This is a genomic window from Thioalkalivibrio sp. ALE20, assembly GCF_000381405.1.
GTDB lineage: Bacteria > Pseudomonadota > Gammaproteobacteria > Ectothiorhodospirales > Ectothiorhodospiraceae > Thioalkalivibrio.
The window spans coordinates 68,791-90,888 of the sequence record NZ_KB906473.1; the positions used below are offsets into that span (position 1 = coordinate 68,791).

22 protein-coding genes are annotated in these 22,098 nt (G+C 71.4%); 14 read left to right on the forward strand and 8 right to left on the reverse strand.

Annotated elements, in window-relative coordinates:
• Positions 1–44: 44 nt before the first annotated feature.
• The 5 genes from F790_RS0105840 to thiD all read right to left on the reverse strand — a co-directional run bounded on the left by F790_RS0105840 (position 45) and on the right by thiD (position 4,318).
• Positions 45–869, reverse strand: a complete 825-nt coding sequence (locus tag F790_RS0105840) for a sulfite exporter TauE/SafE family protein (protein ID WP_018870372.1) — start codon at positions 867–869, stop codon at positions 45–47.
• 22 nt (positions 870–891) lie between these two features.
• Positions 892–1,431: a hypothetical protein gene (locus F790_RS0105845; RefSeq protein ID WP_019591090.1), complete on the reverse strand. Its 540-nt coding sequence runs from the start codon at positions 1,429–1,431 to the stop codon at positions 892–894.
• Positions 1,432–1,458: 27 nt separating this feature from the next.
• Entirely contained in the window at positions 1,459–2,742 is a 1,284-nt protein-coding gene (hemL, locus tag F790_RS0105850; protein ID WP_018870370.1) for a glutamate-1-semialdehyde 2,1-aminomutase, read from the reverse strand.
• A 123-nt stretch (positions 2,743–2,865) separates the two neighbouring features.
• Positions 2,866–3,534 (reverse strand): thiamine phosphate synthase, encoded by a 669-nt coding sequence (gene thiE / locus F790_RS0105855; protein ID WP_019591091.1) that lies wholly within the window; start codon positions 3,532–3,534, stop codon positions 2,866–2,868.
• On the reverse strand, positions 3,527–4,318 hold the full coding sequence (gene thiD, locus F790_RS0105860) for a bifunctional hydroxymethylpyrimidine kinase/phosphomethylpyrimidine kinase (protein WP_018870368.1): 792 nt from the start codon (positions 4,316–4,318) through the stop codon (positions 3,527–3,529). Before thiD ends, thiE begins: the two co-directional genes overlap by 8 nt.
• A 76-nt stretch (positions 4,319–4,394) precedes the next feature.
• Here thiD and F790_RS0105865 point away from each other — a divergent pair, with 76 nt between their 5' ends.
• Positions 4,395–4,847 (forward strand): hypothetical protein, encoded by a 453-nt coding sequence (locus tag F790_RS0105865; protein WP_018870367.1) that lies wholly within the window; start codon positions 4,395–4,397, stop codon positions 4,845–4,847.
• 25 nt (positions 4,848–4,872) lie between these two features.
• Here the strand turns inward: F790_RS0105865 and F790_RS0105870 are convergent, their stop codons facing one another.
• Complete coding sequence (locus tag F790_RS0105870) at positions 4,873–5,565, reverse strand: HAD family phosphatase (RefSeq protein WP_018870366.1); 693 nt, start codon at positions 5,563–5,565, stop codon at positions 4,873–4,875.
• Between the two features lie 112 nt (positions 5,566–5,677).
• Between F790_RS0105870 and sucC the strand changes: the two genes are divergently transcribed.
• The 4 genes from sucC (at position 5,678) to F790_RS0105890 (ending at position 9,845) form a co-directional block, all read left to right on the forward strand.
• On the forward strand, positions 5,678–6,838 hold the full coding sequence (gene sucC / locus F790_RS0105875; RefSeq protein ID WP_019589781.1) for an ADP-forming succinate--CoA ligase subunit beta: 1,161 nt from the start codon (positions 5,678–5,680) through the stop codon (positions 6,836–6,838).
• Entirely contained in the window at positions 6,835–7,716 is an 882-nt protein-coding gene (gene sucD, locus F790_RS0105880; protein ID WP_019591092.1) for a succinate--CoA ligase subunit alpha, read from the forward strand. The genes sucC and sucD overlap by 4 nt, the downstream gene beginning before the upstream one ends.
• A gap of 16 nt (positions 7,717–7,732) precedes the next feature.
• Positions 7,733–9,436 (forward strand): NAD+ synthase, encoded by a 1,704-nt coding sequence (locus F790_RS0105885; RefSeq protein ID WP_026332869.1) that lies wholly within the window; start codon positions 7,733–7,735, stop codon positions 9,434–9,436.
• Positions 9,437–9,506: 70 nt separating this feature from the next.
• Entirely contained in the window at positions 9,507–9,845 is a 339-nt protein-coding gene (locus F790_RS0105890; RefSeq protein ID WP_019591094.1) for a P-II family nitrogen regulator, read from the forward strand.
• Positions 9,846–9,873: 28 nt separating this feature from the next.
• Here F790_RS0105890 and F790_RS0105895 read toward each other — a convergent pair whose 3' ends face one another.
• Complete coding sequence (locus tag F790_RS0105895; RefSeq protein WP_019591095.1) at positions 9,874–10,776, reverse strand: outer membrane protein assembly factor BamD; 903 nt, start codon at positions 10,774–10,776, stop codon at positions 9,874–9,876.
• A 30-nt stretch (positions 10,777–10,806) separates the two neighbouring features.
• Here F790_RS0105895 and rluD point away from each other — a divergent pair, with 30 nt between their 5' ends.
• Both rluD and pgeF read left to right on the forward strand, forming a co-directional pair.
• The gene (gene rluD / locus F790_RS0105900) at positions 10,807–11,769 is read left to right on the forward strand and encodes a 23S rRNA pseudouridine(1911/1915/1917) synthase RluD (RefSeq protein ID WP_019591096.1); all 963 of its coding nucleotides are present in this window, start codon (positions 10,807–10,809) and stop codon (positions 11,767–11,769) included.
• The gene (gene pgeF, locus F790_RS0105905; protein ID WP_019591097.1) at positions 11,766–12,557 is read left to right on the forward strand and encodes a peptidoglycan editing factor PgeF; all 792 of its coding nucleotides are present in this window, start codon (positions 11,766–11,768) and stop codon (positions 12,555–12,557) included. Before rluD ends, pgeF begins: the two co-directional genes overlap by 4 nt.
• Here the strand turns inward: pgeF and queG are convergent.
• Complete coding sequence (queG, locus tag F790_RS0105910) at positions 12,554–13,801, reverse strand: tRNA epoxyqueuosine(34) reductase QueG (protein ID WP_019591098.1); 1,248 nt, start codon at positions 13,799–13,801, stop codon at positions 12,554–12,556. The genes pgeF and queG overlap by 4 nt on opposite strands.
• Between queG and F790_RS0105915 the strand changes: the two genes are divergently transcribed.
• The 7 genes from F790_RS0105915 to hflX all read left to right on the forward strand — a co-directional run bounded on the left by F790_RS0105915 (position 13,800) and on the right by hflX (position 22,083).
• The gene (locus tag F790_RS0105915) at positions 13,800–15,332 is read left to right on the forward strand and encodes a bifunctional ADP-dependent NAD(P)H-hydrate dehydratase/NAD(P)H-hydrate epimerase (RefSeq protein ID WP_019591099.1); all 1,533 of its coding nucleotides are present in this window, start codon (positions 13,800–13,802) and stop codon (positions 15,330–15,332) included. The genes queG and F790_RS0105915 overlap by 2 nt on opposite strands.
• Before the next feature lie 25 nt (positions 15,333–15,357).
• Positions 15,358–15,822 carry a tRNA (adenosine(37)-N6)-threonylcarbamoyltransferase complex ATPase subunit type 1 TsaE gene (tsaE, locus tag F790_RS0105920; RefSeq protein ID WP_019569607.1) on the forward strand — a complete coding sequence of 155 codons (465 nt, stop codon included), beginning with the start codon at positions 15,358–15,360 and terminating at the stop codon, positions 15,820–15,822.
• A gap of 194 nt (positions 15,823–16,016) precedes the next feature.
• A complete protein-coding gene (locus tag F790_RS0105925; RefSeq protein WP_019569608.1) occupies positions 16,017–17,393 on the forward strand; it encodes an N-acetylmuramoyl-L-alanine amidase in 1,377 nt (458 codons plus the stop codon).
• A gap of 93 nt (positions 17,394–17,486) precedes the next feature.
• The gene (gene mutL, locus F790_RS0105930) at positions 17,487–19,385 is read left to right on the forward strand and encodes a DNA mismatch repair endonuclease MutL (protein ID WP_019591100.1); all 1,899 of its coding nucleotides are present in this window, start codon (positions 17,487–17,489) and stop codon (positions 19,383–19,385) included.
• Positions 19,385–20,320 (forward strand): tRNA (adenosine(37)-N6)-dimethylallyltransferase MiaA, encoded by a 936-nt coding sequence (gene miaA / locus F790_RS0105935; RefSeq protein WP_019591101.1) that lies wholly within the window; start codon positions 19,385–19,387, stop codon positions 20,318–20,320. The genes mutL and miaA overlap by 1 nt, the downstream gene beginning before the upstream one ends.
• A 72-nt stretch (positions 20,321–20,392) precedes the next feature.
• Entirely contained in the window at positions 20,393–20,656 is a 264-nt protein-coding gene (hfq, locus tag F790_RS0105940; protein ID WP_018870352.1) for an RNA chaperone Hfq, read from the forward strand.
• 53 nt (positions 20,657–20,709) lie between these two features.
• A complete protein-coding gene (gene hflX, locus F790_RS0105945) occupies positions 20,710–22,083 on the forward strand; it encodes a ribosome rescue GTPase HflX (RefSeq protein WP_019591102.1) in 1,374 nt (457 codons plus the stop codon).
• The last annotated feature ends 15 nt before the right edge of the window (positions 22,084–22,098 follow it).

Sequence of the window (22,098 nt, forward strand, 5' to 3'; positions counted from 1 at the left end):
CGCCGCCCCCTGCGGTTGCGGATCCCCGCACTGCCGGGCCGGAGTCAGCGCAGAAGCATCAGCAGGCCGGCGAGGATCAGGACCCCGGCGAAGCCGCGGCGCAGCACCGCGACCGGCAGATGGTGCGCCAGCCAGACCCCGGCGCGTACGCTGATGGCGGTACCCGCGACCACCCCGGCAATGGCCGGCAGGTAGAGATACCCCAGGCTCCATTCCGGGGTGGCCGGCTCGCCGGCGGTCCATTGCGGCAGGGCAAACACCAGGGTCGCGCCGATGGAGATGGGCACCCCGAGGGCCGCGGCCGAACCGATGGCGCGGCGCAGTTCCAGCCCCTGGCTGACCAGGAAGGGGGTGGTCAGGGTGCCGCCGCCGATCCCGATCAGTGCGGATACCGCACCGATCAGGCCGCCCCCGCCCAGCCACACGCCGCGGCGCGGGACTGGCTTGCGGGGCGGTTGAACGTTGAACAGCATCCAGAGACCGATCGCGACCTCGAAGGCGCCGAAGATCCGCCCGAGGTGGTCGCTGTCGAGCTGGGTGGCCAGGCCGGCGCCCAGCAGGGCCCCGCCGATGATCCCCGGCAGCAGCCGGCGCACGGCCTGGCCGTCCACCCCGCCACGGCGGTGGTGGGCCCGCGCCGACAGCAGCGCGGTGGGGATGATCGCCCCCAGTGACGAGCCCACCGCCAGCTGCACCAGCCCCGCCTCGGGAAAGCCCAGTACGGTGAAGACCGCGACGAACACCGGCACCAGCACCAGCCCGCCACCGATCCCGAACAGCCCGGCCGGGATGCCGGTGATCAGGCCCAGGACCACGAACAGCACGGCCAGCCCGGCGGGCGTGGCCGCCAGCGCGTCGATCAGGTGCATGGCCGGGGGGCGTCAGCGGGCGTCACGAACCGGGTTCCTCGTCGCGGCGTCCGGAAGTGGCGACCACGATGCCCCGGACGATACCCGCGAGGAACATCACCACGCCGGGGATCCCGAACAGGGCGGCACGCCGGGCGTGCTCGAGGAAGCGCACCTCGCGGAGGGTGAAGGCATGCGCGTCTTCCATCCCTTCCGCGAGGATCGTGTACGTCCCCGGTTCCGGGAAGTGGAAGCGTCCCAGGGCTACCCGTTCGGTCTGTCCGGAGGTGTACGTCAGGGTGGCCCGCGATGACTGCAGCCGGATGGCTTCGTCCCCGTCCGGCGTCCGGGCGACGACCCGGGTTCCGTCCGGAAGTTGCTCGGGGAACTCGCGGAAGGTCCCGTCGAGGTAGGTCCGGGTGTACAGCCACAGGCGATAGTCACCGGCGCGCGGGATCTCCACCTCGGTGCTGCCCGGACCCTCGAAGTCTTTGGCCAGGCCCTGAAAGGCCCCGCTCAGCGCGACCCAGGCCAGCGCCAGAAGGGCCAGCCCGGCCACGCTCAGGGCGACAGGTCCGCGCATCGGTGCCGACCCGCCGGGGCGTGACGCTCAGGCGTCCAGCGCCTTGAAGCACTTGCGTGCGGCCTCGACGGTGGCCTCGATGTCCGCGTCGGAGTGCGCGCTGGACATGAAACCGGCCTCGAAGGCCGAGGGCGCGAGATAGACCCCTTCTTCCAGCATCGCGTGGAAGAAGCGCCCGAAGGCCGCGGTGTCGCTGGCGGTGGTGCCGGCGAAATCGGTGACCTTCTCCTCGCTGAAGAACAGCCCGAACATGCCCGGGACCTGATTGGTGGTCAGGGCCACGCCGGCCTCGCGCGCGGCCTCCTCGAAGCCCGCGACGACCTTGCGCGTGCGTTCCTCCAGGTCCTGATGGAAGCCCGGGCGGCTGAGGATGTCCAGGGTGCGGATCCCGGCGGTCATCGCGATCGGGTTCCCGGACAGGGTACCGGCCTGATAGATCGGCCCCAGCGGGGACAGCTGCTCCATGATCTCGCGGCGGCCGCCGAAGGCGCCCACCGGCATGCCGCCGCCGATGATCTTGCCCAGGGTGGTCAGGTCCGGGGTGACGCCCAGATAGCCCTGGGCGCAATTCGCGGACACGCGGAAACCGGTCATCACCTCGTCGAAGATCAGCACCGTGCCGTATTCGTCGCACACCTCGCGCAGGGTCTCGAGGAAGCCCGGCACCGGCGGGATGCAGTTCATGTTCCCGGCGATCGGCTCGACGATGATGCAGGCGACCTCCTCGCCCTTCTCGCGGAAGAACTCGCGCACGCCCTCGGGGTCGTTGTAGCTGAGCGTGCTGGTCAGCGCCGCCAGTTCGGCCGGCACGCCGGGCGAGCTCGGCTGGCCGAGGGTCAGGGCGCCGGAGCCGGCCTTCACCAGCAGGGAATCGCCGTGGCCGTGGTAGTTGCCCTCGAACTTCACGATGCGGTCGCGGCCGGTATAGCCGCGCGCCAGGCGGATCGCGCTCATGGTCGCCTCGGAGCCCGAGTTGGTCATGCGCACCATGTCCATGGACGGGACCAGCTCGCACATCTTCTCGGCCATCTCGCTTTCCAGCCGCGTCGGGCAGCCGAAGGACAGGCCGTTGTTGCAGGCCTCGCGCACGGCCTCGATCACCTCGGGGTGGGCGTGCCCGGCGACCATCGGACCCCAGGAGCCGATGTAGTCGATATAGCGCTTGCCGTCGGCATCCCACATGTAGGCGCCGTTGGCGCGGTCCATGAAGATGGGGGTCCCGCCGACGCCCTTGAAGGCGCGTACCGGGGAGTTCACGCCGCCGGGGATCCGGTTTTTGGCGGCTTCAAAGAGGCGAAGCGTTTCCTGCATGGCGGTGTCCTGTCTGCAATGGGAGTTGGGAGCGGGGTCGGGGCCGCGACCGCGACCCCGACCGTGCAACCCCGCAACCATAGCGACGGGGCGGCGGCGGTGCAAAGAGGGGTATGACCGGGGCTAGGTCGTTTGAAATAGCGTGGCGATGCGGCGGGCGGCGGCCTCGGGGTCGGGGGCGGCGCTGATGCCCTGGATCACCGCGACCATGTCGGCGCCGGCGGCCACCACCTGCGCGGCGTTGTCCGCGGTAATGCCGCCGATCGCGCAGATCGCCACGGCGAGTTCGCGCCGGGCCTGGCGGATCAGTTCCGGCGTGGCCCGTACCGCCTCCGGCTTGGTCGGTGACGGAAACATCGAGCCGAAGGCGACGTAATCGGCCCCGGCCGCCTGCGCCGCCCGCGCGCGCGCCAGCTCGTTGTAGCAGGAAACGCCGATCACCGCCGCGTCCCCCAGACGGGCGCGGGCGCCGGCCGGGTCGGGGTCGTCGCGCCCCAGGTGCACCCCGTCGGCGCCGATGCGCGCGGCCAGCTCCACGTCGTCGTTGACGATGAAATACGCCCCGTGGTCGTGGCAGAGCCGGGCGAGCGCCCGTGCCACGGTCTCCTGTGCTTCCCCTTCCAGGTATTTGTCGCGCAGCTGGACGCAGCAGGCCCCGCCGGCCAGTGCGGCGGCGGCCGCGTCGGTGTGGGCCGGCAGCGGATCGGCCCCGGGCGGCGGGGCGGGCGTGACGAAATACAGCCCGCGCAGGGGCGCGCGCTCGGCTACCGGCTCGGTCGTGGCTTCAGTCATGGCCGGTCGGGCACAGGCGGTTGGGCACGTGCTGCCCCTGTCCGGGGGCGTAGCCGGTCTGCACCGCGTGGTTCATGAAGTTCTGTGCCTCGATCACCGCCGGTTCCAGGTCGCGCCCGCGGGCGAGGAAGGCGGCGATGGCCGCGGCCAGGGTGCAGCCGGAACCGTGGAAACCGGCCGGGTGACGCGGCAGTTCGAACATCCGCTGGTGACCGTCCTCGCGGAACAGCCGGTTGCGGATCGGCTCGTCCTCGCCGCCCTCGTGGCCACCGGTGATCAGCACGTTGCGCGCGCCGCGTTCGCGCAGGGCCGGGCCCTGGCGCTCCGGGGTGTCATGCCCGGCCAGAGCGTGCGCCTCCGGACCGTTGGGGGTGATCAGGGTGGCGCGCGGGAGCAGGATCTCGCGGGTCGCGTCGATCACCGCTTCGGTCGCCAGTTCGCCCCCGCCGCCGGCGACCATCACCGGGTCGAGCACCGCCGGGATATGCGGGTGCGCGCCCAGCAGCGCGGCGGCGGTTTCCACGTTCTCCACCGAGCCGAGCATGCCGATCTTGATCGCACCCACGTCCAGGTCCGCCAGCGTGGCCTCGATCTGCGCGCGCAGCCGGGCGGCCGGCAGCACGCTGAAGTCGATCACGTTGCGGGTGTCCTGCACGGTGATGGCGGTGACCGCCGTGGCCCCGTGCACCCCCAGCCGGGTGAAGGTCGTCAGGTCCGCCTGCAGGCCGGCGCCGCCCCCGGGGTCCGAACCGGCAATGGTCAGGGCGATGGGGGGATGGGTCATCTCGCGGTCTCCCGTGCTATGGTTCGCGCGCCCCGCGGACCGGGGCATGCCATTTCAGCAGGGGAGTGTACGCAGCATGAGCACGGAGTTCGATGTGGAACAGGCGCAGCCGCTGCTGGCGGTGGCGCGCGGAGAGTCGGGGCTGACCGCCGCGGCGGACAACGCCCTGCAGGCGCTGGAGGCGGAGCTGAACGCGATCGCCGCCGAACTGCAGGTGGAGCACGTCGGGCCCGGGGTGGGCATGGCGGACATGAACGCCGAAGGGGCCTACCGCATCGTGGTGCGCGAACACGAGCACGACGTGACCCGGTGCGAATGGGGCGTGATGGTCTGCGATGCGGCCGACAACTGCGACTACCGGCCGATGTGGCCGATGTCCGGCACCGGGCGGCTGCGGCGCCGTCAGGTGGTCGAGGCCCTGCCCGAGCTGATCGCCGGCTGGCGCGCGGCGATGAACGAGGCCGGCCGCGCCCTGACCCCGGCGGGCCAGCGTCTGGCCGCGCTGGACGGCGTGTTCAACCCGGCCTGACGGCCTGCCCGGGCGGGCGGCGGCCTCAGTCCAGTGCGACCGGCTGCGCCCCGGCCCGCAGGGTCAGGCGTTCCCACCCCTGTTCCCGGGCGTGTGCGTCCAGGGTCGGGTCCGGGTCCACGGCCACCGGCCGGCCCACCCGTTCCAGCAGCGGGATGTCGTTGCGCGAGTCGCTGTAGAAACAGGCCTGCGCCATCACCGCGTCGGGATCGTCGTGGTGGTCGGCGAGGAAGGCGTGCAGACGATCCACCTTGCCATGCTGAAAGCAGGGCGTGCCGGCGACCTCGCCGGTAAAGCGGCCGTCGCGTTCCTCGGCGATGGTGGCCAGCAGATTCGGTACCCCCAGGCGCTGCGCGATCGGGGCGGTGACGAACTGGTTGGTCGCCGTGATGATCACCAGCTCGTCGCCGGCCTCGCGGTGGCGCTGCAGCAGCGCGTGGGCGGCCGGTGCGATCATCGGCTCGATGACCTCCTGCATGAAGGCCTCGCGCCACGCCTCCAGCCGCTCGCGGGGCTGCTCCGCCAGCGGGGCGAAGGCGAAGCGGCAGAACTCGAAGATGTCCAGCGTGCCGGCCAGGTACTGCTCGTAGAACCGATCATTCCCCGCGGCAAAGGACTCGCGGTCCACCGCCCCACGGGCGATCAGGGTCTCGTTCCAGGCGTGATCGCTGTCGCCGGCGAGCAGGGTATTGTCGAGATCGAACAGGGCCAGGGTCATGCGGCATCGTCGCGGGTATGCGTGAAGCCGCGCAGTCTACCCGATCCGGCCACCCGCCCGCTGCGGGTCCCGGCAGTTGTCGCCACGGTGGCGCGCCGCTATCCTCGCCGCCATGAATCTGCACGAATTTCAGGCCAAGGCGGCGTTTCGCGACGCCGGGATCCCGGTGCCCGAGGGCCGGGTCGTCGACACGGCGGACGCTGCCGCGCAAGCCTGGCGCGAGCTGGGCGGGGGGCGTGCGCTGGTCAAGGCGCAGGTGCACAGCGGCGGTCGCGGCAAGGCCGGCGGGGTGACCCTGGTGGAGGACGCCGAGGCCGCGCGGGATGCGGCGGCCGACATGCTCGGCACGCGTCTGGTGACTGACCAGAACGCGCCCGAGGGGCAGCCGGTGGAGCGGGTGCTGCTGGAACCGGCGGCCGACATCGCACGCGAGTTCTACTTTGCCCTGCTGGTTGATCGCTCGCGGGAGTGCCTGACCTTCGTGGTCTCCGCCGAGGGCGGCATGGACATCGAGACCCTGGCCGCCGAGCGCCCGGAGGCGATCCTGACCCTGCCGGTGCACCCGGCGACCGGGATCATGCCGTTCCACGGCCGGCGCATCGCCGCGGCCCTGGGGCTGGAGGGCGCGGCCGCGAAGGCGATGGCCCAGCTGGCGACCAACACCCATGCCCTGTTCACCCGCACGGATGCCCAGCTGCTGGAGATCAACCCGCTGGTGCAGACCGGGGACGGCGAGCTGCTGGCCCTGGATGCCAAGCTGAGTCTGGACGACTCCGCCGCCTACCGGCAGGCGGCGCTGGTCGAGCTGCGCGATCCGAACCAGCGCGACCCCTCCGAGGAGCGCGCCCGCGAGCACGACCTCAACTACATCCCGCTGGACGGCTCCATCGGCTGCATGGTCAATGGCGCCGGTCTGGCGATGGCGACCATGGACCTGATCCAGCACCACGGCGGCGAGCCGGCCAACTTCCTCGACGTGGGCGGCGGAACCACCGTGGAACGGGTGACCGCCGCCTTCAAGCTGATCCTGTCCGATGACTCGGTGCAGGCGGTGCTGGTGAACATCTTCGGCGGCATCGTGCGCTGCGACCTGATCGCCGAGGGGATCATCGCCGCGATCCGCGAGGTGCAGGTGGACGTGCCGGTAGTGGTGCGTCTGGAGGGGACCAACGCCGAGCAGGGCCGCGAGGCCCTGGCGAATTCCGGCCTGGACGTGATCCCGGCCGCCGATCTGGACGCGGCCGCGCGCGCCGTGGTGGAGGCCGCCGCATGAGTATCCTGGTCGACCGCGACACCCGGGTGATCTGCCAGGGCTTTACCGGCAAGCAGGGCAGCTTCCATTCCGAGCAGGCCATCGCCTACGGTACCCGCCTGGTGGGCGGGGTGACCCCGGGCAAGGGCGGGCAGACCCATCTCGATCGCCCGGTGTTCGACACCGTGGCCGATGCGGTGGCGGCCACCGGCGCCACGGTCAGCATGATCTACGTGCCGGCACCGTTCGCCGCCGATGCCATCTGCGAGGCGGCCGATGCCGGGATCGAACTGGCGGTGTGCATCACCGAGGGCATCCCGGTGCAGGACATGGTGCGGGTCAAGCAGATGCTGGCCGATACCGGCACCCGCCTGATCGGCCCCAACTGCCCGGGGATCATCACCCCGGAGGCCTGCAAGGTGGGGATCATGCCCGGCTACATCCACAGCCGCGGGCGCATCGGCATCATCTCGCGCTCGGGCACGCTGACCTACGAGGCCGTGCACCAGACCACCGCGCTGGGGCTGGGGCAGAGCACCTGCGTGGGCATCGGCGGCGATCCCATCCAGGGGCTGGATTTCGTCGACTGCCTGCGGATGTTCCGCGAGGACCCCGAGACCGACGGCGTACTGATGGTCGGCGAGATCGGTGGTGACGCCGAGGAACGCGCGGCGCGCTACATCCGTGAGGAATTCGACAAGCCGGTGGCCGCCTACATCGCCGGGGCCACGGCCCCGCCGGGGCGGCGCATGGGGCATGCCGGGGCGATCATCGCCGGCGGGCAGGGGACCGCCGCGCAGAAGATGGACGCCCTGCGTGGCGCCGGTGCCGTGGTGGCCGAGAGCCCGGCGGAACTGGGCCAGGCCATGCAGCAGGCCCTGGGCGTCTCCGGTCGCTGATCCCCGCACTTCGAACATGACTGCCCAAGCGCCACGCATCGCCCTGGCCCAGTTCAACCCCGTGGTGGGGGCGCTGGAGTCCAATGAGCGGCGGATGCGCGAGTTCGTGCAGCAGGCGCGTGCGGCCGGGGCCCATCTGGTGGTGTTCCCCGAGCTGGCGCTGACCGGGTATCCGCCCGAGGATCTGCTGCTGCGGCCCGCGTTCCTGGATGCGGTGGACGCGGCGCTCGAGCGGCTGGCCGATGTGAGCATCGGCATCGACCTGCTGGTGGGCGCCCCGCGGCGCACTGAGGAAGGCCTGGCCAATGCCGCGGTGTGGCTGCGCAACGGTGCGATCCACGCGAGCTACGCCAAGCACATCCTGCCCAACTACTCGGTGTTCGACGAGGTGCGCTACTTCCATGCCGGGCACGAGCCCTGCGTGGTCCAGCTGGGTGGCTGGCGCCTGGGCGTCACGGTCTGCGAGGACATCTGGCAGCCGGCCCCGGCGGCGCATGCCCGCATCGCCGGGGCCGACGTGCTGCTCAATCTGAATGCCTCGCCGTTCCATCGCGGCAAGCCGGCGGAGCGTTCTGCGGTGGTGGCCGCGCGGGTCGCCGAGACCGGGTGCCCGGTGCTCTACGTGAATCAGGTGGGCGGCCAGGACGAACTGGTGTTCGATGGCCGCAGCTTTCTGCACCCCGGTCCCGAGGGCTCGCCGCAGGCCCTGCTCGACCCCTGGCAGGAGGGGCTGGCGCTGGTCGAGCTGGAGGCCGGTGACGCCGGACGGCCCCGGCCCGTGGCCGTGGCGCCCGAAGGGGTGTCGCCGCTGCCGCCCGCGCCGGCGGCGGTATCCGAGGCCGACAGTTCCGCGCACGCCGCGGATGCGGAAGTCGCGGATCTCTACGCCGCGCTGGTCACCGGCATCCGTGACTACGTCGACAAGAACGGTTTCCCCGGCGTGATCCTGGGGCTGTCCGGCGGCATCGACTCCGGGCTGACGGCGGCCCTGGCCACCGATGCCCTGGGCCCGGAGCGGGTCACCGCGGTGATGATGCCCTATCGCTATACCGCGTCGATGTCGGTCGAGGATGCCCGCGCCCAGGCCGAAACCCTGGGGCTGGATTACCACGAGGTGGCGATCGAGCCGATGGTGCAGGCGTTTCTCGGCGGGCTCGACGGTGCGCTGGCCTCGGTACCGCCGCCACCCGGCGACGTGACCGAGGAGAACCTGCAGTCCCGCTCGCGCGGGGTGGTCCTGATGGGCCTGTCCAACCGCACCGGCCGCATGCTGCTGGCCACCGGCAACAAGAGCGAGCTGGCGGTCGGGTATGCCACGCTGTACGGCGACATGAACGGTGGCTTCGCCCCGCTGAAGGACGTGTCCAAGCAGTGGGTCTGGCGCCTGGCGCGCTGGCGCAACACCCTTGGCGAGGCGATTCCCGCGCGCGTGATCGAACGCCCGCCCAGCGCCGAGCTGGCGCCGGGGCAGGAGGATACCGACTCGTTGCCGCCCTATCCCGTGCTGGACGCGATCCTGGAGGCCTTCGTGGAAGAGGAGGCCTCGGTGGCGGACATCGTGGCGCGCGGTTTCGAGCGCGAGACCGTGGAGCGGGTCGCGCGCATGGTGCTGCGGGCCGAGTACAAGCGCCGTCAGGGCGCCCCCGGGGTGCGGGTCAGCCCGCGCGCCTTCGGCCGCGATCGCCGCTATCCCGTCACCTCCGGCTACCGTCCGGAATGAGGCCGGTGGTCTGGTACACTCAACCGCACACGATTCGCCCGCGGACGCGGGCGCAGACCGGGGGATTCGCATGAAGAAGATCGAGGCGATCATCAAGCCGTTCAAGCTGGAAGACGTCCGCGAGGCCCTGACCGAGATGGGCATCGCCGGGATGACCGCCACCGAGGTCCAGGGCTTCGGCCGACAGAAGGGTCACACCGAGCTCTATCGCGGGGCCGAGTACGTGGTCGACTTCCTGCCCAAGGTGAAGCTGGAGCTGGTGGTGGACGATGACCGCGTGGATGCCTGCATCGACGCGGTCGTGAAGGCTTCGCGCACCGGCAAGATCGGAGACGGCAAGATCTTCGTCTCCGACATGGATCGTGTGGTGCGCATCCGCACCGGCGAGGAGGGCAGCGAGGCCCTCTGACGAGCCGTCTGTCGCGGGGCGCCGCCGTTCAGTTGAAGAACGGCAGGCGCTCGAAGGCGCGCCACAGGCCGCCGCGTTCCACTTCCACCGACAGGTGCTCGCCGCCGCGCACCGCCACCGCGGCCTCGGCATCGTTCAGTTCCAGCACGCTCAGGGTCGCGTCGGCGTGGTCATCCAGACCCAGCTCGCGATAGGAGTGGTACAGCACCGACAGCGCCTGCGGTGTCACGTCGGCGTTGGGGTAGGTCGCCAGCACGTGGCGCGCGCGTTCGGCGGCGGCCACCCAGGCGGTGCGCTCCATGTAGAATTCGGCGATGCGCAGCTCATTGGCGGCCAGGGTGTTGAGGATGAACACCATGCGCGGATGCGCGTCGGCGCTGTACGGGCTGTCCGGGAAGGTGCGGATCAGCCGGTCGAAGTCCTCGTAGGCGTCCATCAGCGGGCCCTGGTCCATCTCGGTGGGATCCATCGGGAACACGTTGCTGAGGAAGCCCTGGTCGCGGTTGAAGTTGATCAGTCCGCGCAGGTAGTAGGCGTAATCGAGGTTCGGATGACGCGGGTTGAGCTGCTCGAAGCGGTCCACCGCGGCGAGCGCCGGTTCCGGTTCGCCGGCCTTGTAATACGCGTAAGGGATCTCGATCTGCGCCTGCTGGGCAAAGCGTCCGAACGGATAGCGGGCCTCCAGCAGCTCGTAGTATTCCACGGCCTGGCTGTAGTTGCCGCTGTCCAGGGCGGATTTGGCCTCGCTGTAGAGCTGGCTGGCCGACCAGCCGGCCGTGGGATCGGCGCGCCAGCCTTCGCAGCCGGCCAGGAGCAGGGCCACAATCAGGATGACGAACAGGCGTGGCAGGGCGGAAACTGGGAGCACGGAAACCTCGTTGCGAACCGTTGTGCGCGGATGAAATCCGGATTCTACACCATTGACGAACATTGACGCGGCCTGCCTCCGGAGGGTGAGGGCATGAGCGAACCACGCCGGGCAACCCTGCCCGAGGAAGAGGCCGGGCAGCGCCTGGATGCGGCTCTGGCGCGCGCGTTTCCCGAGTATTCGCGCAGCCAGCTGGTGCAGTGGCTGAAGGCCGGCGACCTGCGGGTGGACGGGGCCCGGCCCCGCCCGCGCACGCCGGTGCGCGGTGGCGAGGCGGTGGAACTGATTCCGCCGGAGACCCCGTCGCTGGAGGATGCCCCGGAACCCATCGAGCTGGACATCCTGTACGAGGATGCCGACGTGCTGGTGATCGACAAGCCGGCGGGGCTGGTGGTGCACCCGGCCGCGGGTCATCGTCAGGGGACCCTGGTCAACGCGCTGCTGCATCACGCGCCCGAGGTCGGCGTGCTGCCGCGCGCCGGGGTCGTGCACCGGCTGGACAAGGACACCACCGGCCTGATGGTCGTCGCGCGCAACGCGCAGGCGCAGACCGCCCTGGTGCGTCAGCTGCAGGAACGCAGCGTGCACCGCGAATACCGCGCGCTGGTCCACGGCCGGGTGATCGCCGGCGGCACGGTGGATGCGCCGGTGGGGCGCCATCCGGTGGACCGCAAGCGCATGGCGGTGAACCCGGCGGGCAAGCCGGCGACCACGCACTACCGGGTGGTGGAACGCTTTCGTGGCCACACCCTGCTGAACGCGCGCCTGGAGACCGGGCGTACCCACCAGATCCGCGTGCACATGGCGCATCTGCGCCACCCGCTGGTGGGCGACCCGGTGTACGGCGGCCGGCCGCGGCCGGTGCGCGGGATGGACGAGTCGGCGCGCGAGGCGGTGAACGGATTCCGGCGTCAGGCGCTGCACGCCGCGCGCCTGGAGTTCCGTCATCCCGCCACGGGCGAGCCGCAGGCCTTCGAGGCGCCGCTGCCCGCGGATTTCGCCTCGTTGCTGGAGGTATTGCGCGCGGATGCCGCCCACGCGGAGGCGCAGGCATGAACGCCGCTGACGCGCTGCCGGACGCGGCCCTGATCACGCCCGACTGGCCCGCTGCCCCCGCGGTCGGGGCCCTGCAGACCACCCGTGCCGGCGGGATCAGCGAGGGCGTGTGGGCCAGTCTGAATCTCGCGCTGCATACCGGGGACGATCCGCAGCGAGTGGCCGGGAACCGGCGCCGTCTGGCGCAGGCGGTGGCCGCGCGGGGCGTGCCCGGCGCCGAGCTGCACTGGCCGGCACAGGTGCATGGCACGCGAGTGGTGCGCGCGGAAGAACTGGCCGCCGCCGACGCGCCGGTGGAGGCCGATGCGGTGATGACCACCCGGCCCGGCCGGGTCTGCGCGGTGCAGACGGCCGACTGCCTGCCGGTGCTGTTCGCCGGCACCGGCGGGGAGGCGGTGGCGGCGGCGCATGCCGGCTGGCGCGGGCTGGTGGACGGGGTCCTGGAGGCCACGCTGACGGCGCTGCGCGAGGCCCGCCCGCAGGCGGCCTGGCAGGCCTGGCTGGGGCCGGCGATCGGCCCCGAGGCCTTCGAGGTGGGCGCGGAGGTGCGCGAGCGGTTCCTGGCGGTGCAGCCGCACATGACCGGCGCTTTCAAGCCGGCCGCACGCAGCGGGCACTGGCTGGCGGACCTGGCGGCGCTGGCGCGCGATCGCCTGGCACAGGCCGGCGTGGCCGTGCATGGCGGTGGCGAGTGCACCTTCAGCGACCCGGACCGGTTCTTCTCCTATCGTCGTGACGGCACCACCGGACGCCTCGCGAGCCTGGTCTGGATTCGGCCCGACCTTTAGGAGCTCGTCGGGTCCTCGGGGGGCGGTCCGGTGCCGCCCTCCGGGGCGGGGATGCTGGCGGGCCGTGCGGCCGGACCCACCGGCGCGCGAGTGAGCGCCTTCACCGGGACGGCCGGCGGTTCGGCGAGCCGGCCGGCGGCCCGTGCGTCCAGGCGTGCCCGGGCCCAGGCCACGTGTTCGCGCACCAGTGGTGACGGGTGGTCGGCGCGCGCGGCCAGGGCCTCGCGCGCCTGATCGGTGGCCGGTCCGTTGCCGAGCGCCACGGCCAGGTTGCGCAGCCATTGTTCGTGGCCGATGCGGCGGATCGCCATGCCGGCGGTGAGCTCGAGGAAGGTCGCCTCGTCCCAGGCGAACAGCTCGACCAGCGAGGCGCTGTCGAGGCCATGGCGGGTGACAAAGTCCGGTTCGGCCGCGACCTCGGCGAAGCGGTTCCAGGGGCAGACCAGCTGGCAGTCGTCACAGCCGTAGATGCGGTTGCCGATCAGCGGCCGCAGGTCTTCCGGGATCGAGCCTTTCAGCTCGATGGTGAGATAGGAGATGCAGCGCCGGGCGTCGAGGTCGTGCGGGCCGCGGAAGGCCTGCGTGGGGCACACGTCCAGGCAGGCGCGACAGCTCCCGCAGTGGTCCTCGCCCGGGCCGGGGTCGAGCGGCAGCGGCAGATCGGTGAACAGTTCACCGAGGAAGAACCACGAGCCGGTCCCGCGGGCCAGCAGGTTGGTGTTCTTGCCGATCCAGCCAAGCCCCGCCTGCTGCGCCAGGGCCTTCTCCAGCACTGGCGCGCTGTCGGTGAAGGCGCGGTAGCCGTGCGGTGCCTCGGCCTCGATCCGGCGGCCGAGTTCGGTGAGTCGCTTGCGCAGCAGTTTGTGGTAGTCACGGCCCAGGGCATAGCGCGAGACATAGGCGCCCTCGGGATCCGCCAGCTGGGCAGCCGGACGGCGGGTGCGTGGCGGGAAGTAATCCATGCGCACGCTGATGATGCGCTGCACCCCGGGCAGCAGCGCGCCGGGGTCGCGGCGCAGCGGCGCGCGGTCGGCCATCCATTGCATGTCGCCGTGGGAGCCGCGCTCCAGCCAGGCGTCCAGGTGCCCGCGATCGGCCTCGGGGACCCGCGCCGGGCCGATGCGCAGTTCCGCGAAGCCGAGTTCGCGCCCCCACCGACGGATGCGGTCGGCAAGTTCGGCGCATTGGCGCGGGTCGGGATGCTCAGGCACGATCGACAGGCCAGCAAGGAGAGGAACGGACATGAATGATGCCCCCGCACCCCCGTCCCCGGCCAGCCCCGCGCCCGGTGAGCGGCTGTTTGACACCACGCGCATGCGCGAGCTGGATGCCACCGCCATGGCCCTGCCCGGGATGGCGCCGGGCGAGCTGATGGACCGGGCCGGGGCGGCGCTGCTCGAGCATCTGCGCGAACACTGGCCGGAGGTGACCCGCGTCGGGGTGCTCTGCGGGCCCGGCAACAACGGCGGCGACGGTTTCGTGCTGGCCCGCCGCGCGCGGGCGGCCGGACTGGAGGTCGTGCTGCACGCGGGGTCCTCGCGGGCGCGGGAGGAGTCGGACGGGCAGCGGGCCCGGCGTCTGTGGGAGGAAAGCGGGGGCGAAATCCACCCGCTGGAGACGTTCGATCCCGCCACCGCGGAGGTGTGGGTGGATGCGCTGTTCGGTATCGGTCTGCAGCGTCCGCTGACCGATGTCTACGGCGAGGTGATCGAGCGGCTGAACCGTGCCGAGCGGGCGGTGCTGGCGGCGGATGCGCCCTCGGGGGTGGATACCGACAGCGGGGCCTTGCGCGGCGGTGCGGTGCGGGCCACGCGCACCCTGACGTTCATTGCCGACAAGCCCGGACTGCATACCGGGGCTGCGGTGGACTGCGCGGGCACGGTCAGCGTGGCCACACTCGATCTCCCGCATTCGCTGGCGGAGAGCTTCGCACCGGCGGCGTGGCGCATTGGTCCCGGGCACTGGCGGGGGGGTCTGCCGCGGCGGCGGCCCGGGGCCCACAAGGGTGATGCGGGCCACGTGATGATCGTCGGCGGGGCTCCCGGGTTCGCCGGAGCCGGGCGGCTGGCGGCCACCGCGGCGCTGCGTGCCGGAGCCGGGCGCGTGACCCTGCTGACGCATCCCGAACATGCGGCCTTCGTGTGCAGTGACCGCCCCGAGATCATGGTGCGCGGGGTGAGCGAAGGCCCGGAGCTGCTGCGCTGGCTGGAGCGGGCGGACGCGGTGGCCATCGGGCCAGGGCTGGATCAGGGTCCGTGGGGGCGTGAGCTGTGGCTGGCGGCGGCCGATTCCGGCCGCCCGCTGGTGGTGGATGCCGATGCCCTCAACCTGCTGGCGCAGACCCCGCGACGCAGCAACGACTGGGTCCTGACGCCGCATCCCGGCGAGGCCGGGCGTCTGCTGAACCTGGATGTCGCGGCGGTGGAGGTCGACCGACCGGGGCGACTGCGGGAGCTGGTCGTGCGGTTTGGCGGCACCGTGCTGCTCAAGGGGGCGGGGACGCTGATCGCCGACACCGATGACGGACCGTACGACTGTGTCACCGACGGCCATCCGGGGATGGCCACCCCCGGCTGTGGCGATGCGCTGACCGGCGTGATCGCGGCTTTGCGCGGACAGGGCGTGGACGCGCGTGGCGCGGCGCGCACCGGGGCGGGCTGGCATGCGGCGGCCGGCCGCGTCGCGGCGCGGCGACTGGGGGGCACCGTCGGCATGCTGGCGGGGGATCTGATCGCGGCCCTGCCGGCCGCCGCGGGGGGCGACGATGGCCTCTGACCGGGCGGCCTTCGACGGAGCCCCGGTGGAACTGCCGGATGCGGCCGCCACCGAGGCGGCCGGTGCGGCGCTGGCGACGGTGCCGGGGCTGCGCACGGTCTATCTGGAGGGCGACCTGGGCGCGGGAAAGACCACCTGGGTGCGCGGCCTGCTGCGGGCCCTGGGGCATGCGGGGACGGTGCGCAGCCCGACCTATACCCTGGTCGAACCGTACGAGCTGGATTCCCGGCGAGTACTGCATTTCGATCTCTACCGTCTGGGGGATCCGGAGGAGCTGGAGTACCTCGGCGTGCGCGAGGTGCACGGCACCGGGGTGCTGTGGCTGGTCGAGTGGCCGGAGCGCGGTTGCGGCTGGCTGCCGGAGCCGGACCTGCGCATCCACCTCGAGGAACATCCGGACGGGCCGGAGTACGGACGCCGGCTGTGGCTGGATGGGCCGGCCGCCGAGGCCGGTCGCGCCGCGCTGGCGGCGGCGCCGGGGCAGGAATAGATCTGGGACTGGCGGGTTTTTCCGCATACCACATGTAGTGGTTGGTGGCGCCCGGAGAGATGTGGGGAGCGAGGTCGCAGGTTGTGAGGGTACACGCAGAAACCTCGGTATCTTCCTAAAAATTCGCGACATTCCGGGTTGCTTTTTCAGAGGATCTGTCCACAATAAGAGTGGAGTCCCTGACCAGCCGGGGTATGTGCGTGGGCCATCACCGTTCCGACATCGATCCGAATCGCCGCCAGATCCTGCGCGCCCTGGGTGCACTGGGTCTGGCGACGCTGCCCCTCCCGGCGGCGGCCGGGGCGCGCGTCGAGCGCCTGCGCATGTCCGTGGACGGAGAAACCACGCGTCTGGTCTTCGACATGGAGGGCGAGGCCGAGTACGAGGTGTTTCGCCTGCAGTCGCCGGAACGGCTGGTGGTGGACCTGACGAACGCGAGCACCGACACCAGCCTGGAAGTCAATGATCATCCGCGTTCGGTGATCGACGGCGTGCGCCATGCGCCGCGCAACGGCTCCGATCTGCGCGTGGTCCTGGATCTGCGCGAGGCCGTGAACCCGCGCAGCTTCCAGCTGATGCCGGCCCAGGGCGCCCCGCACCGGCTGGTGCTGGACCTGACGCGCAGCGGCTCGGCGGGCACGCGGGTGGAAGCGGGCGAGGAGCGCGAACCGCGTCGCGGTCGCTCGCAGGAGGACCTGCGCGACGTGATCGTGGCCATCGATGCCGGCCACGGCGGGCATGATCCCGGCGCCATCGGGCCTAACGGCACGCGCGAGAAGGACGTGGCGCTGGAAGTGTCGCAGCGGCTTGCGGACCTGGTCGAGGATGAATGGGGCATGGAGGCGGTGATGATCCGCACCGGCGACTATTTCCTGCCCCTGCGCGAGCGCGTCAAGCGCGCCCGCGAGGCGGAGGCCGACGTGTTCATGTCGATCCACGCGGATGCCTTCCCGGACCCCAGCGTGAACGGCTCCTCGGTGTACATGCTGTCGGAGGGCGGGGCATCCAGCGAGGCCGCACGCTTCCTTGCCGAGCGCGAGAATCAGGCCGACATGCGCCTGGGCGGGGTGCCGATGAACGGCCGTGATGATTCCCTCAGCAACGTGCTGCTGGATCTGGCCCAGAGCGGCAGCCTCGAGGCCAGTTCCACCCTGGCCGAGCGGATGATCGATGAGCTGGACCGGGTCGGCAAGGTGCGTCGCCCGAAGGTCGAGCGGGCCAATTTCGCCGTGCTGCGTTCGCCGGATGTGCCGTCCATCCTGGTCGAGTCCGGTTTCATTTCCAATCCGCAGGACGAACGTCGCCTGCGCAGCTCCAGCTACCAGCAGTCGCTGGCCGAAGCCCTGCTGACCGGTCTGCGGGCGTACTTCTCCACCCACGCGCGTCCGGGCACGCTGATTGCCGATGGCGGCAAGGACACCGAGCAGCACATCATCCGCCCCGGCGAGACCCTGTCCGGGATCGCGGACCAGTACAGCGTGTCCCTGTCCGAGCTGCGCGCGGTCAACGGCGTCAACGGTGACACCATCTATACCGGTCAGGTCCTCGAGGTCCCTTCCCGCGGCAGTTGACTCCCGGTCCGAATACGGGATTCGGCGAGCACGCACGTGCACATTCGCCGGTGTTTCCTTACCCTGCGTTTCAGTGCTTTCCCGGGACGTGACGTGGGCATCCAGAAACTCTCCAATCAGCTGATCAGCCAGATCGCCGCAGGCGAGGTCATCGAGCGACCGGCCTCGGTGGTCAAGGAGCTGGTCGAAAACGCCCTGGATGCCGGGGCCTCGCGCATCGAGGTGCGTCTGGAGCAGGGCGGGACGCGCCTGATCCGGGTGACCGACGACGGCTGTGGCATCGCGCGGGAAGAACTGCCGCTGGCGCTGTCGCGCCATGCCACCAGCAAGATCCGCAGCATGGATGACCTGGAGGCCCTGCACAGCCTGGGCTTCCGCGGCGAGGCGCTGCCGTCGGTGTCCTCGGTGGCGCGTCTGACCCTGACCTCGGCGGTGCCCGGCGAGCGCAACGCCTGGCAGCTTTCCGGGGACGGTTCCGATGTCTTCGGCGAGGTGATGCCGGCGTCGCATCCGCCGGGCACTACGGTCGAGGTGCGCGACCTGTTCTTCAACGTGCCGGCGCGGCGGCGCTTCGTGCGCACCGAACGTACCGAGTACGGCCATTGCGAGTCCGTGCTGCGCACCCTGGCGGCGGCGCATCCCGAGGTAGCCTTCGTGCTGCGGCATAACGACCGGGTGACCCTGGATCTGCCGGGGGCGCCCGGCGATCCGGCTGCGCGTGTGCGGGCCCTGCTGGGCGAGGCATTTCTGGCGGATGCGCTCCCGGTGGACGAGCAGCGTTCCGGGCTGGTGCTGTCCGGCTGGCTGGGCTCCCCGGCGCGTTCCCGGGCCCAGGCCGACCAGCAGTATTTCTTCGTCAACGGCCGTGCGATCCGCGACCGGGTCCTGACCGCGGCCGTGCGCAAGGCCTATCAGGATGTGCTCTACCACGGGCGCCATCCGATGTTCGTGCTCGAGCTGGAGCTGGATCCCGCACAGGTGGACGTGAACGCGCATCCGACCAAGCAGGAGGTGCGCTTCCGCGAGTCGCGGATGGTCCACGATTTCATCTTCCATGCGCTGCATGCCGCGCTGGGGCAGGCGAAGGCCGGTCAGGGCGCGGAGGCGGGTGCCGCCCCGGCGGGCGCGCCGCGCCCGGAGGCCCCTCCGCATGCGCGGCCGGGGCTGCTTGACGGAGTGCCGCCGGGCGACCGTGCGGCGCGCGGTGGCGGGCGCCCCGCTCCGCCCCCCGGGGGCGGATCCGGTGCCGGGGGGCGCGCGGACCCCGGGCGGGGTGACGGGTTTGCCGCGGCCTGGGCCGCATTCCGGCCGCCGGCAGGCGCCGGTTCCGCCGCCGTGGGCGAGCGTGCGACACCGGATTACGCCGGGGCGGAAACCGCTCCCGGCGAGGACGCGGAGGCTGCGGAGATGCCCCCGCTGGGATTCGCCATCGGCCAGGTCGCGGATACCTTCGTACTCGCGGAGAACGCCCGCGGGCTGGTGCTGGTGGACATGCATGCCGCGCACGAGCGCATCACCTATGAGCGGCTCAAGCGCGAATGGGAGCGTGAACGCGTGACCGCCCAGCCGCTGCTGGTGCCGGAGGAGGTGGAGGTCACCCCGGCCGAGGCCGACCGCGCGGAGGAACAGGCGGATACGCTGGCCGGGCTGGGCTTCGAAGTGGACCGTTGCGGTCGCGAACGGCTGCGGTTGCGCGCGGCGCCGGCGCTGCTGCGGGGCCGCGATGCACCGGCGCTGTTGCGCGACGTGCTGGGGGATCTGGCCGAAAGCGGTCACAGCCAGCGCACCGAGGCGGCGGCCAACGAGGTGCTGAGCACCATGGCCTGTCACGGTTCGGTGCGGTCGGGGCGCCGGCTGACCGTCCCCGAGATGAACCAGCTGCTGCGCGACATGGAGGCCACCGAGCGCAGCGGCCAGTGCAACCATGGCCGGCCGACCTGGGTGGAGCTGGATCACGCCGCCCTCGACGGGCTGTTCATGCGCGGGCGCTGATGGACGTCCCGCAACCGCCGGTGGTGCTGCTTGCCGGGCCCACCGCCACCGGCAAGACCGGGCTAGCGCTGGAGCTCGCGCAGCGGCTGGACGCCGAGATCGTGACCGTGGATTCGGCGCAGGTGTACCGCGGCATGGACATCGGTACGGCCAAGCCGGATGCGCACGAGCGGGCGCGGGTGCCGCATCACCTGCTGGACATCCGGGATCCGGAGGAGACCTATAACGCGGCGACCTTCGCCGCGGATGCCCGGGCCTGCATCCGCGCGATCCATGCGCGCGGGCGCGTCGCCCTGCTGGCGGGCGGGACCCTGCTGTACCTGCGGGCGCTGCTGGAGGGGATCGACCCCATGCCGCCGGTGCCGGAAGCGGTGCGCGCCGCGGTGCGCGCCCGGCTGGAGACGGAAGGCGCCCGGGCCCTGCACGAGGCCCTGGAGGCGGTGGACCCGGCGACCGCCGGGCGCATCCATCCCAACGACCCGCAGCGCATCCTGCGGGCGCTGGAGGTGTTCGAGGCCACGGGGCGCCCGTTGTCGAGCTTCCAGCAGGGGGGCGAGGCGCGGCTGCCAGCGGGCTGGTGCGCACTGGCGTTGTGGCCGGAAGATCGGGAACGTCTGCGCGCGCGGATTGCCGAACGCTTCGATGCCATGCTGGAGGCGGGGTTCGTGGAGGAGCTGCGGGCCCTGCGTGCGCGCCCCGGACTGACCGCGGAGCACCCTTCGCAGCGGGCGGTGGGCTATCGCCAGGGCTGGGAGTGGCTGGACGGCGAGGTCGATTTCGCCACGTTCCGCAGCCGGGTGATCGCCGCGACGCGGCAGCTGGCCAAGCGCCAGCTGACCGGCCTGCGGCGCTTCCCGCTGCACGCGCGGCTGCCGGCGGAAACCATCGACCCGGAGCAGGCCCTGGCGGCCCTGCGCGAGACGGCATCACGCTGACGATATGCTACTCTTTTTACAGGTTTCGGCCCGCGGCGCGGGCCCCGACGAATGCAACCAGGGAATGTACCGATGGCCAAAGGGCAAATGCTGCAGGAACCCTTTCTCAACGCGCTGCGCCGCGACCGGATTCCGGTGTCGATCTATCTCGTGAACGGCATCAAGCTGCAGGGGCAGATCGAGTCGTTCGATCAGTTCGTGGTCCTGCTGCGCTCGACGGTTTCGCAGATGGTCTACAAGCACGCGATCTCCACCATCGTGCCCGCGCGGCAGGTGCGCATGCCGCTGGATGAAGACAGCGCCGCGGCCAGCGGTGGAGAGGCCGCGGATGAATAGGGGCGTCGTACACCTCCGGGGTGGCCCGGGCCCGAATCGGGGGTGGTCGCGCGTTGTTTGAGCGTCCGCAGACCGGTGGCGACCGGGCGGTGCTGGTGGCCATGGCCATCGGCGGTGCTACCGATCTCGAGGTCCAGCTGCAGGAATTCGAGGAGCTGGTGCGTTCGGCCGGGGCCGAAGTGGTGGCCGTGGAATCCGGCTCGCGGCATCGTCCCGACTCGCGCCTGTTCGTGGGGTCCGGCAAGGCGGACGCCATTCGCGATCAGGTGGCGGTGCACGGGGCCGACCTCGTCATCTTCAACCACGAGCTGTCGCCCAGCCAGGAGCGCAATCTGGAACAGCACCTGCAGTGCCGCGTGCTGGACCGTGCCGGGCTGATCCTCGACATCTTTGCCCAGCGCGCGCGTTCTCACGAGGGCAAGCTGCAGGTGGAGCTGGCGCAGCTGCGTCACATGTCCACCCGACTGGTGCGTGGCTGGACCCACCTGGAACGGCAGAAGGGCGGGATCGGCCTGCGCGGTCCCGGGGAGACCCAGCTGGAGACCGACCGCCGGCTGCTGGCGGCACGCATCAAGCATATCGAGCGGCGACTGGAAAAGGTCGAGCGCACGCGCGAGCAGGGCCGTCAGGCGCGCCTGCGCAACGAGGTGCCGACCGTCTCGCTGGTGGGCTACACCAACGCCGGCAAGTCGACCCTGTTCAACCGCCTCACCGATTCCGACGTCTATCAGGCCGACCAGCTCTTCGCGACCCTGGATCCGACCCTGCGCCGGCTGGATCTGGCGCCGCACCAGTCGGTGATCCTCGCGGACACCGTTGGCTTCGTGCGCGACCTGCCGCACGAACTGGTGGCCGCCTTCAAGGCGACCCTGACCGAGACCCGCGAGGCGGCGCTGCTTTTGCACGTGATCGACGCGGCCGATCCGGAGCGCGAGCGGCACATCGCCCAGGTGGAGGACGTGCTCGCGGAGATCGGCGCCGAGGACGTGCCCTGCTGGCGGATCTACAACAAGATCGACACCCTGCCGGAGCGCGACGACGCGGCGGCGGAGCGCTTTGCCGGTGGCGAGGGCGAGGAGGCCTTCTGGCTGTCGGCGCAAACCGGCGAAGGGGTGGAGCGGCTGTACCAGCGCCTGGCCGAGTCCTTCACCGAATCCATGCGCCGTGGCTGGGTCGAGGTGCCGCCGTCCGCCGGGCGGCTGCGCGGTCGGCTGTACGACGAGAACGCCGTGGAGGCCGAGCAGACCGGTGATGAGGGTGCGATCCGCCTGCGGGTGCAGCTGCCCGAGCGGCGCTTTCAGGACCTGTTCCGCGAGGCCGGGCTGGATCCGGAAACGGCCTTCGTGGGGCCGGGCGAGGACCCCGGGGACACCGAGGACGCGCAAGCCGCCGGTGCGCGCGCCTCGGTACCGGGCTCCGGTGCCTGATCGCGCCCCCTGACG